The following is a 16,049-nucleotide window of genomic DNA, read 5'->3' on the forward strand; positions in this document are numbered from 1 at the left end:
GTTCCGGGAATCTGCCCCCGCGCACAGAAGGGGATTCCTTTTGCCAAAAAGGGACAGGTTTATTTTGGTAGGTTTTTCCTGCTTGGATTTGAAACATTTCGTTCGGCCAAAGCGTATCTATGGTGAGGACCTCATCAAGAACCATCAGCGTCACCGGGAGGTGATTATGGAAGAACAAGCATTTAGACAGGCGGTCGAAGACCACCGGGATGTCGTGTTTCGGATCGCGTTGACGTACCTGCGTGATCGCGCCGACGCCGACGATGTCGCTCAAGACGTCTTTCTGAAGTTACTCAAAAGCGATGCGCAATTTGAAAGCTGGGAACATCTTCGTCGATGGCTTATCCGGGTCACGATCAATGAATGCAAATCGCTCTTTCGAAAGCCATGGAGGCGCGTGGAGGATATTGAGAACCTGGCCGATTCGCTTTCGACGGCGCAGGAGGAGACCAAGGCGGTCCTGTCAGACGTTATGCGACTTCCGGAGCGATTCCGTATTCCTATCGTGCTCTATTACTATCTGGGCTTCTCGACTTCAGAAATTGCCGAGTTACTGCATGTGCCAGCCGCGACCGTTCGAACGCGTTTAGCTCGCGGCAGATCGAAGCTCAAGTTCATCCTAGAGGAGGGCGACCGTGAAATCCAACCAGATCAAGCAGGCCTTCGAGTCCGTCCAAGCCGATAGCGATCTTGCTGACCGTGTTCTTTATGCCGCTGCTGGCGAGCCGCTTCGCCGAAAGGGTCACGCGAAGCCTCTGTATGTTGCCGTAATCGGATGCCTTGCCGGAGTGCTGGCGACCGGAGGGGTCGCCTACGCTGTTGTCAATTCCAGTTATTTTGCCTCTGCCTGGGGAAACCATGGCAACGGAGAGTCCGTTACCTGGACAAATGGCGGCTCGTCGGGGACGAAATATACCTACACCAGAGAGTTTGGTGATGGTATCGCGCCCCAAAGCCTGGAGGGTGCAGTCCAGAAGGTCAATCTGTCCGTCGAGGGCAACGGCTATACGCTCGACATTCATGAGATGGCAATCGACGAGAACGGTTGCGGTGCTGTGACGTTTACATTGTCCAATCCGAATGGCGTTAACTACTACAAGCCGGCGGCAGAGCTTGGCGAACTTGTTCTCTATGGTGAAGAAGAAGGGGGCGTCAGTACACCCAGCATGAACTTCGGCGAGGAATGGGCTGATACACGCTGCACCATTGATAAAGACACATCAAGCGACACGGTCATTAACGGCACGATGTACTTTGCATCTTGGAATCGCGATCGAGATTTACGACATGCGGTCACCTGGAATATCAGTTGGACGGAGGGCAAAGGTGGGGATGCGAAGGTGATCGAGGTATCGACGCAAGAGTTTAACGTCGGAGCGCACGTCGATACAAAAGAACTCCGCTCCGATGACTCGCCTCTCGAGATCAGTCCGTTTTCCATCCAGACGCACATCGATGATCTGGGCTATGAAGCAGTTGATCATAAACTGACCGTCACCTACAAGGATGGGTCAGAGCAGATTATCGAAGATGACGACGCAGGGGCGTACAATTTCTATGTTTCGATGGGACGCAATAGCGGAGAGAACATTTGGGTGCCAACGAAGTTGATTGATGTCGACCAAGTGGTTTCAGTAACGCTCGAAGGCACACGCTGCACTTCAACAGGGGGCGCCGAAACGTCGGAACCCTTTACCATCGTCTATTCGTAAGATTTGGGGCCGCTTTCTACTAGGGGAAGCGGCCTTCTTTGCGGTAAATGGGCGGTTAGACCGCACGATATTCGCCTGCATTCCTGAAGTATGCGGCAAAATCTTGATGGGTCGACCACACCGTATATGCTCAAGCGCTCTACCTGCGGGTTTATTATCGCAAAACCCCGGTGCGCTCGGCGGGTCCAGAATTTGCCGCATACTTCCGAAAGCGCCGCCGATTTCCATGCGACAGGTGAGAGCGGATCACCGTTGGAGCGCGACGTTTCCTCAGATAAAACCGACCAAAATAAACCTGTCCCTTTTTGGCAGGTAACGTTGCCCCGACGAGCACGTCGGATCCCCGGCCCGGGCGGCACAGGGGTTAAGTTTGTCGCGAGTTCCGCACGAGCCGGAGGCCACTTAATGTGGCCTCCGTGCGAGCCAGGACTGTAGAGCAGCAAACTTAACCCCTGTGCCGCCCGGGCCGGGGATCCGCCCCCGCGCACAGGAGGGGATTCCTTTTGTGTAGGCTTTGCGGAAATATAGCTATTTTGGGATACGCCCGGCGGCGTGGTCTGTTGACGACACAGCTAACGGCACGTATCCTATCGAACTGCGTGTTTCGTAGGGGGATGCTGACCCCTCGATTCAAGCCGTTGCACTTTACAGAAAGCTGGAATCATTCGAGAAGGAGTACGCTTTGCCTACTATTAACCAGCTGGTTCGCCAGGGCCGTCGTTCCGTGCCCAAGAAGTCCAAGAACGCTGCTCTGCAGCACAACTCCCAGAAGCGCGGCGTGTGCACCCGCGTCTTCACCACGAGCCCCAAGAAGCCGAACTCGGCTCTTCGTAAGGTTGCCCGTGTTCGCCTTGTCAACGGCATCGAAGTTACTGCTTACATCCCGGGTGAGGGCCACAACCTGCAGGAGCACTCCATCGTGCTCGTCCGCGGCGGTCGTGTCCGTGACCTCCCTGGTGTCCGTTATCACGTCATCCGTGGCGCCTACGACGCTGCTCCGGTCCAGAACCGTATGCAGGCCCGTTCCAAGTACGGTGCTAAGCGCCCCAAGGCTAAATAAGCCAGATAACGTTTTGATACTTTCGCCGTGTGCCGCCTAAGCGCCGCACGGTAGACACTTAAGGAGATTTCACATGCCGCGTCGTGCAGCAGCTAATCGTCGTGAGGTTCAGCCTGACGCCGTTTACAACAACCGCCTGGTGACTCAGCTCATCAACAAGGTCCTTCTTGACGGCAAGAAGGCCACCGCTGAGCGCATCGTTTACACCGCTTTCGAGATCGTTGCCGAGAAGTCCGAGGGCGGCGACGCTCTCGCTACCTTCAAGAAGGCTATGGACAACGTCAAGCCCACGCTCGAGGTTAAGCCCAAGCGTGTCGGTGGCGCTACCTATCAGGTCCCGATGGAGGTCAACTCCCGTCGTTCCACCGCTCTGGGCATCCGCTGGATCGTCAACTTCTCCCGCGCTCGCAAGGAGAAGACCATGGCCGAGCGTCTCGCCAACGAGATCCTCGACGCCTCCAACGGCCTGGGCGCTTCCGTCAAGAAGCGTGAGGACGTCTTCAAGATGGCCGAGGCCAACCGCGCGTTCTCTCACTATCGTTGGTAAGTTAAGGTAAGGAACTAACATGGCTAAGCCTAAGTACAAGCTTTCCGATACCCGTAACATCGGCATCATGGCTCACATCGATGCCGGTAAGACCACCACGACCGAGCGTATTCTTTACTACACCGGTAAGACCCACAAGATCGGTGAGGTCCATGAGGGCGCTGCCACCATGGACTGGATGGTTCAGGAGCAGGAGCGCGGCGTAACCATTACCTCCGCTGCTACCACGTGCTTCTGGAACAAGGACGGTAAGGACTACCGCATCCAGATCATCGACACCCCGGGCCACGTTGACTTCACCGCCGAGGTCGAGCGCTGCCTGCGCGTCCTCGATGGCGCTGTCGCCGTCTTCGACGCCGTTGCCGGCGTTCAGCCCCAGTCTGAGACCGTTTGGCGTCAGGCTTCTACCTTCAACGTTCCCCGCATCGCCTTCATCAACAAGTATGACCGCGTGGGCGCTGACTTCTTCAACGCTATCGAGACCATGAAGGATCGTCTCGACGCTAACGCCGTGGCCGCTCAGGTCCCGATGGGCGCCGAGGACAACTTCTGGGGCGTCATCGACCTGGTCACCATGACTGCATGGGACTTCAAGGCCGACGAGAAGGGCATGACCTACCCCGAGCCGATGGACGAGATCCCGGCTGAGTTCGCCGACATCGCTGCCACCAAGCGCGAGGAGCTCCTCGACGCTGCTGCCAGCTTTGACGACGAGCTCATGGAGAAGATCCTCATGGAGGAGGACTTCACCGTCGAGGAGCTCAAGGCTGCTCTGCGTAAGGGCGTTCTGGCCAACGAGCTCAACCTCGTCTTCGTGGGCTCCGCCTACAAGAACAAGGGCGTCCAGGAGCTGCTCGACGCTGTCGTCGACTACCTGCCCAGCCCGCTCGACGTTGAGGCCGTCACCGGTACCGATCCGGACACCGGCGAGGAGATCCAGCGTCATCCTTCCTTCGACGAGCCCTTCTCCGGCCTGGTCTTCAAGATCATGACCGACCCGTTCGTCGGTAAGCTCACCTACGTCCGCGTTTACTCCGGCCGCGCCGAGTCCGGCTCCTACGTTGTCAACGCTTCCAACGGTCAGCGCGAGCGCCTCGGCCGCATCCTCGAGATGAACGCCGCCGAGCGTATCGACCGTGACGACGCTGCCGCCGGCGACATCGTCGCTTGCGTCGGATTCAAGAACTCCACCACCGGTGACACCCTGTGCGCCGAGGGCAAGGAGATCGTCCTCGAGAAGATCGAGTTCGCTAAGCCCGTTATCGACGTTGCCATCGAGCCCAAGACCAAGGCCGAGCAGGACAAGATGTCCCTGGCTCTGACCAAGCTCGCCGAGGAGGACCCGACCTTCCAGGTGTCCACCAACCACGAGACCGGCCAGACCATCATCGCCGGCATGGGCGAGCTGCACCTCGAGATTATCGTCGACCGTCTGCTCCGCGAGTTCAAGGTTGACGCTAACGTTGGTAAGCCCCAGGTTGCCTACCGCGAGACCGCTGGTCACGACGTCGAGAAGGCTGAGGGCAAGTTCGTCCGTCAGTCCGGTGGTCGCGGTCAGTACGGCCACGCCGTCATCAAGCTCGAGAAGATGGAGGAGGGCTTCGGCTACGAGTTCGTCAACGCTATCGTCGGCGGCGTCGTGCCCAAGGAGTACATCCCGTCCATCGACAAGGGCATCCAGGAGGCCCTGAACACCGGTGTTATCGCCGGCTTCCCGGTCCTCGACGTTAAGGTCACCCTGTTCGACGGTTCTTACCACGAGGTCGACTCCTCCGAGGCCGCCTTTAAGATCGCCGGTTCCATGGCTATCAAGGACGCCCTCAAGAAGTCCGACCCGCAGCTGCTCGAGCCGATCATGGCTGTCGAGGTCGAGACCCCCGAGCAGTACATGGGCGACGTTATGGGCAACCTCTCCGGTCGCCGCGGCAAGATCGAGGGCATGGAGGATCGCAAGAACAGCAAGCTCATCCGTGCCAAGGTGCCGCTGGGCGAGATGTTCGGTTACGCTACCGACCTTCGCTCCCAGACCCAGGGCCGTGCATCCTACACGATGCAGTTCGACTCTTATGAGCCCGCGCCCAAGTCCATCGTGGACGAGGTCATGAGCAAGAACGCCTAAGTTCGAGCTCCCTGTTACGTAATCCGCGAGAGCATCTCTCGCACTCTTTGGAGGTTTAAGTTGGCTACCCAGAAGATCCGCATTCGCCTCAAGGGCTATGATCACGAGGTCGTCGATCAGTCCGCGAAGCTCATCGTCGAGACCGCTCAGAAGACCGGCGCTCGCGTTTCCGGTCCTGTCCCCCTGCCCACCGAGCGCAACCTGTACACGGTTATCCGCTCGCCGCACGTGAACAAGGACTCCCGTGAGCAGTTCGAGATGCGCACCCACAAGCGCCTCATCGACATCCTCGACCCCACCTCGGGCACCGTTGATTCGCTTATGCGTCTCGACCTCCCCGCTGGCGTCGACATCGACATCAAGCTCTAAGCGATATCGCTCATAGCTTAAAGGGCCCCGCTGCCGTTACGGTAGCGGGGCCCTTTTGTTTTGCATGATGGGTTTGGATCGCCGGGTAAGGCTGCCGAGCGGCTGGCTGTGGCGACCTACTCACTCAAGGGGCGCAATGACGCTTCCTCAAAATGGAAGGATCGCAAGCCGTCTTCTGTTTCGATGCACGCACGACCAAAGCCATCGACCGTTTTAAAGATGCCTCGCGCCAGCTCGTCACCGGCAGGGGAGCGGGCGATAACGTGCTTTCCAATCCAATTGAGGTGAGCGACATATTCGCCGTGGACGGGCGCGAGCGGTCCGGTGTTTTCTTCCATGGCGTTGAGGCGTTCTGCCCAGGCATCTATAGCGTCTATAACTGCGTGATAGACCTCATCGAGGAGCATGTCGACAGCTGGAACGTTCTCGTTAAGGTCCGAGAGACCGATTGCCGGCAGGCCGCCATCGGGCACCTCTTGGGGCGCATAGTTCACATTGACACCAATGCCACAGACGGCGAAAGGTTTGCCTTCGTTATCGCGTGCGGCCTCGACCAGAATGCCGCCGAGTTTGCGTCCACGCGCGACCAGGTCGTTGGGCCATTTGAGGCCAATCTCGTTTGCAAGACCCTGTTTTTCGAGCGCCTCGAGCACCGCTAGGCCGCTGACGGCAGCAAGACCAGAGTACTTCGCAGGATTAACGCATGGACGCAGGACAATCGAAAGCAATAGGTTGCCGGCGGTTGAATCCCACTTGTGGCCGCGCCGGCCGCGTCCTGCTGTCTGAGCCCGGGCGGCAAGTCCTGTGCCGTGCGGCGCTCCCTGTTTTCCTGCTTCGAGCAGGTCATCGTTGGTCGATCCGGTTACGTCGACTATCGTTAATTTGGCATCCATAACGGCTGCTACCTCCTTAATGAATAAGTGAATAACGCAATGGTGTCGAGAGAGACACAATGTGAAGCCTTTGTCGCATTTGGACAATTTAATGTTAACACGTTAACAACGACCGAAATGCGCTATCCTCTCTTGGTCGATGTAAACACGTCAACAACTCAAAGGAGGTTAGTGATGGGTTTCACGATTCTTGGAACAGGCTCGGCGCTTCCTAAGCGCAGTGTTTCCAATGACGAGCTGTCCGAGTTCCTCGATACCTCGGATGAGTGGATTTTTACCCGCACAGGTATTAAGAGTCGCCACGTCTGCACCACCGAGTCACTTGACGACCTTGCCGTAGCGGCGAGCGAGCGGGCACTTCAGGTGTCCGGAATCGACGCGAGCCAGTTGGATCTGATCGTCTGCTCGACGACGACGGGTGACCACCTTGTTCCCGCCGAGGCGTGTGCCGTTGCTGAGCGACTGGGCGCGACGTGCCCTGCCTTCGATGTCTCGGCTGCCTGCGCCGGCTTCGTATTTGCGCTCGATGTTGCCGAGGGCTATATCGCCCGAGGACGAGCCAAGCATGTGCTTGTCGTTGCCGCCGAGCAGATGACGCGCGCGCTCGACTGGACCGACCGCGCCACCTGTGTGCTCTTTGGCGATGGGGCAGGCGCCGCGGTGATTGAGGCTGGGGGAGACAGCCCCCTTGCCGTTGAGCTTTCGACGGCGCCCGACGTCGAGACGTTGTGCGTTCCCGGTCTGGTCGGCACCTCGCCGTTTAAGGCCTCCGCAGATAGCGAGAGCGTGCTGTCCATGAATGGCCGCCGCGTGTTCAAGTTCGGCGTCAACGCGATTTGCGACACGGTCCATAAGCTTGCGAGCGATGCGGGCATTTCGGTCGAGGACATCGACCATTTTGTATTCCATCAGGCTAACGAACGAATCCTGAGTCAGGCGGTCAAGCGCCTCGGTGTGCCAGACAAGCGCGTGGTTCGAACGCTGCGCGAGACCGGCAACATTTCGAGCGCATGCATTCCGCTTGCTCTCGATCGACTGGCAAATACCGGCGCGCTGCACACGGGCGACACCATCGCCCTCGTTGGATTTGGCGCCGGTCTGGATATAGGTGGCTATCTACTTCGTTGGAAGTAGTCGCACATAGGAAATAAAAACGCCCCTAGGGCACAAACAAAGGAGAACTACCATGGCAGATCAGAAGACCTTCGAGCGCGTTTGCGACGTGATCCGCGAGACCGCTGGTCTTGACGACGTCGAGATGAAGCCCGAGTCCACGCTCGAGGAGATTGGTCTCGACAGTCTGGGCACCGTCGAGATCCTCGTCGCCGTTGAGGACGAGTTTGGCATCCAGCTCGATACCGAGGAGAACCCCAAGACGGTCGGCGAGTTCGCCGATACGGTCGAGGCGGCATTGGAGAAGTAGAGATGCTCAAGACTCCTCTCTGCGATCTGCTCGGCATCGAAAAGCCCGTGTTCCAGGGCGGTATGGCCTGGATCGCCGACGCCTCGCTGGCGTCCGCAGTGTCCGAGGCGGGCGGCTTAGGGATTATCGCGGCCATGAACGCCGACGCCAACTGGCTGCGCGACCAGATTCATGAGCTGCGCGCCAGGACGGATAAGCCCTTTGGCGTCAACGTCATGCTCATGAGCCCGTTTGCCGACGAGGTCGCGCGGGTCGTGATTGACGAGCGGGTGCCGGTCGTCGTGACGGGTGCCGGCAATCCCACCAAGTACATGAAGGCGTGGAACGAGGCGGGCATCAAGGTCATCCCGGTCGTTGCCTCGGTGGCGCTGGCGCGCCTCGTGGCGCGTCGTGGAGCCACTGCCGTGGTTGCCGAGGGTACCGAATCAGGCGGCCATATTGGCGAGACCTCGACGATGGCACTGGTGCCGCAGGTTGTAGATGCGGTCGATATTCCCGTGGTTGCGGCTGGCGGTATCGCCGATGGCCGCGGCGTGGCGGCCGCCTTTATGCTGGGCGCCGCCGGCGTGCAGGTGGGTACGCGCTTTCTGATCGCAGATGAGTGCACCGTATCGGAGCAGTACAAGGAGATGGTCCTGAAGGCCAACGACACCTCGACGCGTGCGACCGGCCGCTCGACGGGACACCCGGTGCGTGCCCTCAAGAGCCCCTTCACCAACGCCTACGCCAAGAGCGAGGCGGCGGGCGTAAGCGTCGAGGAGCTCGGGGCCATGGGCACGGGCGCCCTTCGCAAGGCCGCCAAGGACGGCAATTACGAAGAGGGCTCGTTTTTGTGTGGACAGATTGCCGGCATGGTCAACGAGCGCCAAAGTGCACGTGAAATCGTTGACGACCTGGTCGATGGCGCCGAGCACGTCCTGAAGGGTGCGTGCGCATGGGTGGCGTAGCGTTTCTGTTTGCCGGGCAGGGCGCCCAGCACCCCGCGATGGGCGTCGACCTGATCGAGGCATCGCCGGCGGCCGCCGAGGTGTTCGCCATTGCCGACGAGGTGCGCCCGGGGACCAGTGAGCAGTGCCGAAGCGCCTCCAAGGAGGAACTCTCGCAGACCGAGAACACGCAGCCGTGCGTGTTCGTTCACGATCTGGCAGCGGCTGCCGCCCTGCGTGAGCGCGGCGTGGTACCTGCCGCCTGTGCGGGTTTTTCGCTTGGCGAGGTCGCCGCGCTCACCTTTGCGGGGGCGTTCGATACGCGAGCGGGCTTTGAGCTCGTGTGCGAGCGCGCGGCGCTGATGGCCGCGGCTGCCGAGCGCCATCCGGGCGGCATGCGCGCCGTCATCAAGCTCGATGCGGCGCAAGTCGAGAACCTGGCAAAACAGGCCGGCGAGGACTGCTGGCCGGTCAACTACAACAGTCCGCAGCAGACGGTTGTTGCCGGAGCGCCCGATGCGCTGCAGGAGCTCGACGTCCTAGTAAAAGAGGCTGGCGGCCGCGCTATGAAAGTCGCGGTGTCGGGCGCATTTCATAGCCCCTATATGGCCGAGGCGACTGAGGGGCTGGCGACGTATATCCAAGCCGGCCACGCGCCGTCACCGCTGCTGATTCCGGTCATGGCAAACATGACGGCGGCGCCCTATCCGGCGGACCCGCGAGCGGCATCGGATGTCTTGGCCAATCAGGTGAGTCATGCCGTTCGTTGGGTCGACACGCTGCATGCTCTGCAGAATCAGGGCATCGACACGTTTATTGAGGTCGGCCCTGGCAAAACGCTGTCCGGCTTGGTCAAGCGTACGTTGAGCGACGTTCGCGTGTATTCGTGCGAAACGGCAGAACAGGTCGCAGCTATTGCCAACGAGCTCGCATAGCCCATAGGGCTGTAACCCGAAAGGAATGACATGGGCAACTTGAACAACGGCGCGCTCGAGCGCATCGACTCGCGTCGCGTGGCGCTGGTCACGGGCGCCTCGCGCGGTATCGGTCGCGCTTGTGCCGTGGGCCTGGCGGAGGACGGCTTTGATATCGCCGTCATCTATGCCGGAAGCGTCGATGCGGCGCGTGAGACGTGCGAAGCCTGCGAGGCGGCTGGCGCCACGGCGCGCGCATATCAATGTGACGTGGCCGAGCCCGATGCCGTCAACGCGTGCGTGGAGACGGTCCTCAACGACTTTGGCTCCATTTGGGCGCTTGTCAACAACGCCGGCATCACCCGCGATGGCCTGCTCATGCGTATGGGCGACGATGCCTTCGACCGCGTGCTCGATGTCAATCTCAAGGGCACGTTCAACACGACGCGCGCGCTCACCAAGACCTTTATGCGTCAGCGCGGCGGTTGCGTCATCAACATGAGCTCGGTCGTGGGCCTAATGGGCAATGCCGGGCAAGCCAACTACGCTGCCTCCAAGGCGGGCGTGATAGGGCTTACCAAGGCGGTGGCACGCGAGCTTGCGCCCCGCGGCGTGAGGGTTAATGCGGTCGCTCCCGGGTTTGTCGAGACAGATATGACGGCAAAGCTCTCGGAGAAGGTGCGTGCGGCAACCGAGGAACAGATTCCCCTTAAGCGCATGGCACGCCCCGAGGAAGTGGCCGGCGTGGTGCGCTTTTTGGCGAGTGATGCGGCTGCCTACATTACGGGTGAGGTCGTGCGCGTCGACGGCGGAATGGCGATGTAGAAACCAGGGCCGAAGAACGGCTTGAATGAGGAGAGCATGATGGAACAGAGAGTTGCAATCACCGGCATCGGTGCCGTGTCGCCGCTTGGCAACACCGCGCTTGCCACCTGGGCGGCCATGTGTGCCGGGACCTGTGGCATCGGCCCGATTACGCACTTCGATACGGATGCGTTTGCCGTCAAGGTGGCGGCCGAGGTCAAGGGCTTTGACGGCAACGACTACTTTGGCAAGCACGATGCCAAGCACTTAGACCCCTGCGTTCAGTTTGCACTGGCGGCGTCGGACGAGGCCATGCACGATGCGGGCTTTGATGTCGAAGGCGCCATCGATCGCGAGCGCCTGGGCGTCTACGTGGGTTCAGGCGTGGGCGGCATGCAGACGCTTGTCGACAACGTCCATACGATTGCCGACCGTGGGCCCCGCCGCGCATCGCCTTACATGATTGCGATGATGATTCCCAATATGGCTTCGGGCAATATCGCGATCCGCCACAAGGCAAAAGGCCCGACCCTGCCCGTGGTGACCGCGTGCGCGACCTCGGCTCATGCCGTGGGCGAGGCGTTCCGCGCCATCAAGCATGGCTATGCCGATGCGATTCTCGCCGGCGGTGCCGAGGCGGCCATCATCCCCGATGCCGTTGCGGGCTTTACGTCCTGCCGTGCACTCACTACCAATCCCGATCCTGCGACGGCTTGTCGTCCGTTCGATGCGAATCGCGACGGCTTTGTGATGGGCGAGGGCGCCTGCGTGCTCGTGCTCGAGAGCATGGAACATGCGCAGGCGCGCGGTGCGCACATTTATGCCGAGGTCGTGGGCTACGGCAACACCGATGATGCCTATCACATCACGAGCCCCGATCCCGAGGCTGCCGGCATTGCCCGTGCGATATCGCTGGCGGTGGCCGAGGGCGACGTTAAGCCTTCCGAGGGCCTCTACATCAACGCTCACGGCACCTCGACTAAACTCAACGATTCGTCCGAGACGGCGGGCATTAAGCGTGCGCTCGGCGAGGACGCGGCGCGCGCGGCGCACGTCTCGTCGACCAAGTCGATGACCGGCCACATGATCGGTGCTACGGGTGCCATCGAGGTCATGGCCTGTGCCATGGCGCTCGAGCAGGGCGTGGTGCCCCCGACCATTAACTACCACACGCCCGATCCCGCCTGCGATCTTGACTACACGCCTAATCGAGCGGTTCGCGCCGACCTTACCTGGGCGCTTTCGACCAACCTGGGCTTTGGCGGGCACAACGCCGCCATTGCGCTGCGTAGATATACGAGGAGCTAGAGCATGGATTCCAAAAGACTTGCCGAGATAGCCGATGTTATGGAGGACCGCGGCCTCACGCGCGTACGTGTTGAGGAGCCCGATGGCACCGCGGTCGAGCTCGAGCGCGCGAGCGCCGCGCAGCCGGTTGCCGTGCCCATGCCCATGCCGAGCGCCATGGCCGCTCAAGTTGCAGCTCCCACAGTCGCGCCTGCCGCACCGGAACCTGCCGCGCAGGCACCTGCCGCCGCGTCGGAGCCTAAGGGCACCGAGGTGACTGCTCCCATGGTCGGCGTTTTCTATGCTGCCCCGGCGCCGGGCGACGAGCCGTTTGTGCACGTGGGCTCCAAGGTCAAAGCCGGCGAGACCCTCTGCATCATCGAGGCCATGAAGGTCCTCAACGAGGTGACGGCGGAGGCGGATGGCGAGGTGCTCGAGATCTGCGTGGCCGACGGCGACCTCGTGGAGTTTGGCAGCTGCCTCATGAGGATCGGATAGGTGATATCCATGAACAAAGAGGAGCTCAAGAAGCTGTTGCCGCATCGCGAGCCGATGCTTTTGCTCGACGAAGCCGAGCTGGTGGGCGACGAGGCCCACGGCAAGATCACGATTACGGGCGACGAGTACTTTTTGCAGGGGCATTTTCCGGGAAACCCGGTCGTTCCCGGCGTGATTCAGTGCGAGATGCTCGCCCAGAACTGCTGCGTACTGCTGATGGGCGATGAGGAGGCGCGCGGCGCGACGCCGTTCTACACGAGTCTGGACAAGGTGCGCTTTAAGCGTCCGGTGCGCCCGGGCGACACGGTGGATCTGGTGTGCTCCATCACGCGTGCGCGCGGGCCGTTCCGCTTTGCGACGGGTACTGCGAGCGTCAACGGTGAGGTGTGCTGCCGCGCCGATATGTCTTTTGCACTCATGCACGAAAGTTAAGGAAGGCTTCATGTTCGACAAAGTGCTCATCGCCAACCGCGGCGAAGTCGCGGTCCGTGTTATCCGCGCGTGCCGCGATATGGGCATCAAGACCGTCGCCGTATATTCCACGGCCGATGCGGACGCGCTACACGTGCAGCTTGCCGACGAGGCGTATTGCATCGGCGGCCCGCGTCTTGCCGAGAGCTACCTCAACGACGATGCTGTGCTCACCTGTGCCGTGAAGTCGGGGGCAAAGGCGATCCATCCTGGCTACGGTTTCTTTTCCGAGAAGGCGAGCTTCGTGCGCGACTGCGACAAGTACGGTCTGGCGTTTGTTGGTCCCTCGGCCGAGGTCATCGACAGCATGGGCGACAAGGATGCCGCACGTAGAACGGCTGCCGCGGCGGGCGTGCCCATCGTGCCGGGCTGCGATTTGCTCAAAAGCCCCGAGGAGGCGACGGCCGAGGCCGAGCGCATTGGCTGCCCCGTGCTTATTAAGGCGCGTGCAGGTGGTGGCGGTCGCGGCATTCGCAAGGTCGAGCGCGTGGAAGATGCGGCAAAGGCGTTCATCGAGGCGCGTGCCGAGGGCGAGGCCGTTTTTGGCGACGGCGAGTGCTACATGGAGAAGTTCGTCGCGCCGGCGCACCACGTTGAGGTGCAGATTATGGCCGATAAGCAGGGCCATGTGTTTTCGCTCGGCGAGCGCGAGTGCTCGGTGCAGCGCCGCAACCAAAAGCTGATCGAGGAGAGCCCCGCGCCGTGCCTCGACGGACGCGATGATATTCGCGCGCGCATGCACAAGGCCGCGCGCGACCTGGCTCGTGCCGTTGGCTATGAGGGCGCTGGCACCATCGAGTTTCTGTACTCGGACGACGGCAATTTCTACTTTATGGAAATGAACACGCGTTTGCAGGTTGAGCATCCGGTTACGGAGTTTGTGACCGATACCGACCTGGTTAAGTGGCAGCTGCGCGTGGCTGCCGGCCAGCCTCTGCCCTTTGAGCAGGAGGACATACCAGTCCGCAATCATGCCATGGAGTGCCGCATCAATGCCGAAACACCGGACTTCCTGCCGTCATGCGGAACGGTCACTGCGTTGCGTGTACCGGGTGGTCCGCGTGTGCGCTGGGATTCGGCCATGTTTACCGGTGCAAAAGTTCCGCCGTACTACGACTCCATGCTCGGCAAGCTCATCGTGTGTGCGCCCACGCGCGACGGCGCCATTCGCAAGATGCGCTCGGCCCTGGGCGAGCTCGTGATTGAGGGCGTAAGCGAAAACAGCGAGCTTCAGCTCGACGTGCTGGCAAACGACGAGTTCTTGTCGGGCATGTATCACACCGATCTGATGGGGCATCTCTATGCTGATGAATAGAAAAGCGAAGACGGTCAATGTCCTTGAGGGGCCGATAACCGAGTCGTGCGCCGAGTTTCCCGCGCGCCACGTGTTTATCAAGTGCCCGGAGTGCCGCCGCGTGATCGATGAGGCGCGCCTGCACGACAACCTCGAGGTCTGCCCTCGCTGCGGTAAACACTTTCGCGTGAGCGGTCGCGCGCGCATGCGCATGACGGTCGACGAGGGCACGTTTGAGGAGTGGGATGCCGAACTGGCGTCAGAGGACTTCCTCTCGTTTCCCGGTTATGCCGACAAGCTTAAGAGCGCTTGCGAACGTTCGGGCGAGCGCGATGCCGTTGTGTGCGGCAGGGGCAAAATCTGCGGCTGCGATACCGCGCTCTTCTTTATGGATGCCAACTTTATGATGGGCTCGATGGGTTCCGTGGTGGGCGAAAAGATCTGTCGCGTCTTTGAACGCGCGATCGAGCTGGGATTGCCGGTCGTCGGCTTTACCGTTTCGGGCGGTGCGCGCATGCAAGAGGGCGTGACATCGCTTATGCAGATGGCCAAGATTTCTGCGGCGGTTAGGCGCCACAGCGAGGCGGGCGGCCTGTATATCACGGTGCTCACCGATCCCACGACCGGAGGCGTAACCGCGAGCTTTGCCATGGAAGGCGACATTATCCTGGCCGAGCCCGATGCCCTGACGGCATTTGCCGGCCCGCGCGTGATCGAGCAGAACATGCACAAGCGTCTGCCCAAGGGATTCCAGCGCTCCGAGTTTTTGCTGGAGCACGGCTTTTGCGATGCCGTTGTTCCGCGTGGCGAGATTGCGCTCACGGTAGGCGAGCTGCTGGCGCTGCACGAAGGGCACGCGCCTGGCCTGGGGGCACCGCATGAAATCGTGCATGCGGGTCGCCGCGGCAAAAAGTTGGGACACTTGTTTAAGCGCTCGGCGGCACCAAAAACCGCGCTCGAGATTGTCAAGCAGACCCGCTCGGCAGATCGCGCCACGGCGGGTGAGATGGTCTCGCTGGGCCTGGATGGATTTGTGGAGCTGCACGGCGACCGTTACTTTGGCGACGACGCCGCTGTGGTGGCTGGCATTGGCTGGAAAGACGGACGCCCCGTAACGGTCATCGCCATCGAGCGCGGCACCACGACCAAAGAGCGCATGCGCCGCAACTTTGGCATGGCGCATCCCGAGGGCTACCGCAAAGCGCGTCGCCTGATGCGCCAGGCCGAAAAGTTTGGTCGACCGGTTCTGTGCCTGGTCGATACTTCGGGCGCGTTTTGCGGCATCGGTGCCGAGGAGCGCGGCCAGGGCGAGGCGATTGCCCAGAATCTCATGGAGATGAGCGGCCTTAAGACGCCGATTGTCTCGGTGGTGACAGGCGAGGGCGGCTCTGGTGGCGCGCTGGCGCTGTCCGTGGCCGACCGCATCCTGATGCTCTCGAGCTCGGCCTATTCGGTCGTGAGCCCCGAGGCCTGTGCGTCGATCCTGTGGAAGGATACCGAGCGCGCGAATGAGGCCGCCGAGGCGCTGAAGCTCACAGCCCCCGATCTGTTGGCACTCGGCATCATCGACGGCATTGTTGACGATAGGGGCCTGTCGCATGAGGAGATCGCCGGTGCCGTCATGTCCTCGGCATTTGATGCCTTCGATACGCTTGAGCAGCTCGACGACGCGACCCTCACGAACCTCCGCTACGAAAAGTACCGCGCAATCGGTCAGTACCGCACGATGTGA

At 60.9% G+C, this 16,049-nt stretch carries 17 protein-coding genes; 16 read left to right on the forward strand and 1 reads right to left on the reverse strand.

Translation table 11 applies throughout. The features are described 5' to 3' along the window. Positions 1-166: 166 nt before the first annotated feature. The 6 genes from DXD39_RS01660 to rpsJ all read left to right on the forward strand — a co-directional run bounded on the left by DXD39_RS01660 (position 167) and on the right by rpsJ (position 5,807). Positions 167-685: an RNA polymerase sigma factor gene (locus DXD39_RS01660; protein ID WP_233541074.1), complete on the forward strand. Its 519-nt coding sequence runs from the start codon at positions 167-169 to the stop codon at positions 683-685. Next, positions 636-1,712 carry a DUF4179 domain-containing protein gene (locus DXD39_RS01665; protein WP_117802938.1) on the forward strand — a complete coding sequence of 359 codons (1,077 nt, stop codon included), beginning with the start codon at positions 636-638 and terminating at the stop codon, positions 1,710-1,712. The genes DXD39_RS01660 and DXD39_RS01665 overlap by 50 nt, the downstream gene beginning before the upstream one ends. Before the next feature lie 682 nt (positions 1,713-2,394). Continuing rightward, the gene (gene rpsL / locus DXD39_RS01670; RefSeq protein WP_006235012.1) at positions 2,395-2,772 is read left to right on the forward strand and encodes a 30S ribosomal protein S12; all 378 of its coding nucleotides are present in this window, start codon (positions 2,395-2,397) and stop codon (positions 2,770-2,772) included. A 73-nt stretch (positions 2,773-2,845) separates the two neighbouring features. Next, on the forward strand, positions 2,846-3,319 hold the full coding sequence (rpsG, locus tag DXD39_RS01675; RefSeq protein ID WP_006235013.1) for a 30S ribosomal protein S7: 474 nt from the start codon (positions 2,846-2,848) through the stop codon (positions 3,317-3,319). 19 nt (positions 3,320-3,338) lie between these two features. After that, positions 3,339-5,438, forward strand: coding sequence for an elongation factor G (gene fusA, locus DXD39_RS01680; RefSeq protein WP_022094183.1), 2,100 nt, complete (start codon positions 3,339-3,341; stop codon positions 5,436-5,438). Positions 5,439-5,498: 60 nt separating this feature from the next. Beyond that, positions 5,499-5,807 carry a 30S ribosomal protein S10 gene (gene rpsJ / locus DXD39_RS01685; RefSeq protein WP_022094184.1) on the forward strand — a complete coding sequence of 103 codons (309 nt, stop codon included), beginning with the start codon at positions 5,499-5,501 and terminating at the stop codon, positions 5,805-5,807. 116 nt (positions 5,808-5,923) lie between these two features. Here the strand turns inward: rpsJ and DXD39_RS01690 are convergent, their stop codons facing one another. Next, a complete protein-coding gene (locus tag DXD39_RS01690) occupies positions 5,924-6,700 on the reverse strand; it encodes a biotin--[acetyl-CoA-carboxylase] ligase (RefSeq protein ID WP_117635351.1) in 777 nt (258 codons plus the stop codon). Between the two features lie 174 nt (positions 6,701-6,874). On the opposite strand from DXD39_RS01690, the gene DXD39_RS01695 reads away from it, so the two are divergent. The 10 genes from DXD39_RS01695 to accD are packed head-to-tail and all read left to right on the forward strand — an operon-like array spanning position 6,875 to position 16,049. Further along, positions 6,875-7,834, forward strand: coding sequence for a 3-oxoacyl-ACP synthase III family protein (locus DXD39_RS01695; RefSeq protein WP_117802939.1), 960 nt, complete (start codon positions 6,875-6,877; stop codon positions 7,832-7,834). Positions 7,835-7,886: 52 nt separating this feature from the next. Continuing rightward, the gene (locus DXD39_RS01700) at positions 7,887-8,123 is read left to right on the forward strand and encodes an acyl carrier protein (RefSeq protein WP_006235019.1); all 237 of its coding nucleotides are present in this window, start codon (positions 7,887-7,889) and stop codon (positions 8,121-8,123) included. A gap of 2 nt (positions 8,124-8,125) precedes the next feature. After that, positions 8,126-9,070 carry an enoyl-[acyl-carrier-protein] reductase FabK gene (fabK, locus tag DXD39_RS01705; protein ID WP_117563768.1) on the forward strand — a complete coding sequence of 315 codons (945 nt, stop codon included), beginning with the start codon at positions 8,126-8,128 and terminating at the stop codon, positions 9,068-9,070. Continuing rightward, a complete protein-coding gene (locus DXD39_RS01710; RefSeq protein ID WP_117802940.1) occupies positions 9,058-9,984 on the forward strand; it encodes an ACP S-malonyltransferase in 927 nt (308 codons plus the stop codon). Before fabK ends, DXD39_RS01710 begins: the two co-directional genes overlap by 13 nt. A 30-nt stretch (positions 9,985-10,014) precedes the next feature. Beyond that, positions 10,015-10,788: a 3-oxoacyl-[acyl-carrier-protein] reductase gene (fabG, locus tag DXD39_RS01715; protein WP_117759506.1), complete on the forward strand. Its 774-nt coding sequence runs from the start codon at positions 10,015-10,017 to the stop codon at positions 10,786-10,788. Positions 10,789-10,827: 39 nt separating this feature from the next. Beyond that, positions 10,828-12,075 (forward strand): beta-ketoacyl-ACP synthase II, encoded by a 1,248-nt coding sequence (gene fabF / locus DXD39_RS01720; protein WP_117802941.1) that lies wholly within the window; start codon positions 10,828-10,830, stop codon positions 12,073-12,075. Between the two features lie 3 nt (positions 12,076-12,078). Continuing rightward, positions 12,079-12,552, forward strand: a complete 474-nt coding sequence (accB, locus tag DXD39_RS01725; RefSeq protein ID WP_117802942.1) for an acetyl-CoA carboxylase biotin carboxyl carrier protein — start codon at positions 12,079-12,081, stop codon at positions 12,550-12,552. Between the two features lie 9 nt (positions 12,553-12,561). After that, positions 12,562-12,984: a 3-hydroxyacyl-ACP dehydratase FabZ gene (gene fabZ / locus DXD39_RS01730; protein ID WP_099432064.1), complete on the forward strand. Its 423-nt coding sequence runs from the start codon at positions 12,562-12,564 to the stop codon at positions 12,982-12,984. Between the two features lie 10 nt (positions 12,985-12,994). Then, positions 12,995-14,338: an acetyl/propionyl/methylcrotonyl-CoA carboxylase subunit alpha gene (locus DXD39_RS01735; protein ID WP_117802943.1), complete on the forward strand. Its 1,344-nt coding sequence runs from the start codon at positions 12,995-12,997 to the stop codon at positions 14,336-14,338. Then, positions 14,331-16,049: an acetyl-CoA carboxylase, carboxyltransferase subunit beta gene (gene accD, locus DXD39_RS01740; RefSeq protein WP_233541075.1), complete on the forward strand. Its 1,719-nt coding sequence runs from the start codon at positions 14,331-14,333 to the stop codon at positions 16,047-16,049. Before DXD39_RS01735 ends, accD begins: the two co-directional genes overlap by 8 nt.

The sequence above is a fragment of the Collinsella sp. TM04-29 genome (assembly GCF_003466565.1).
GTDB lineage: Bacteria > Actinomycetota > Coriobacteriia > Coriobacteriales > Coriobacteriaceae > Collinsella.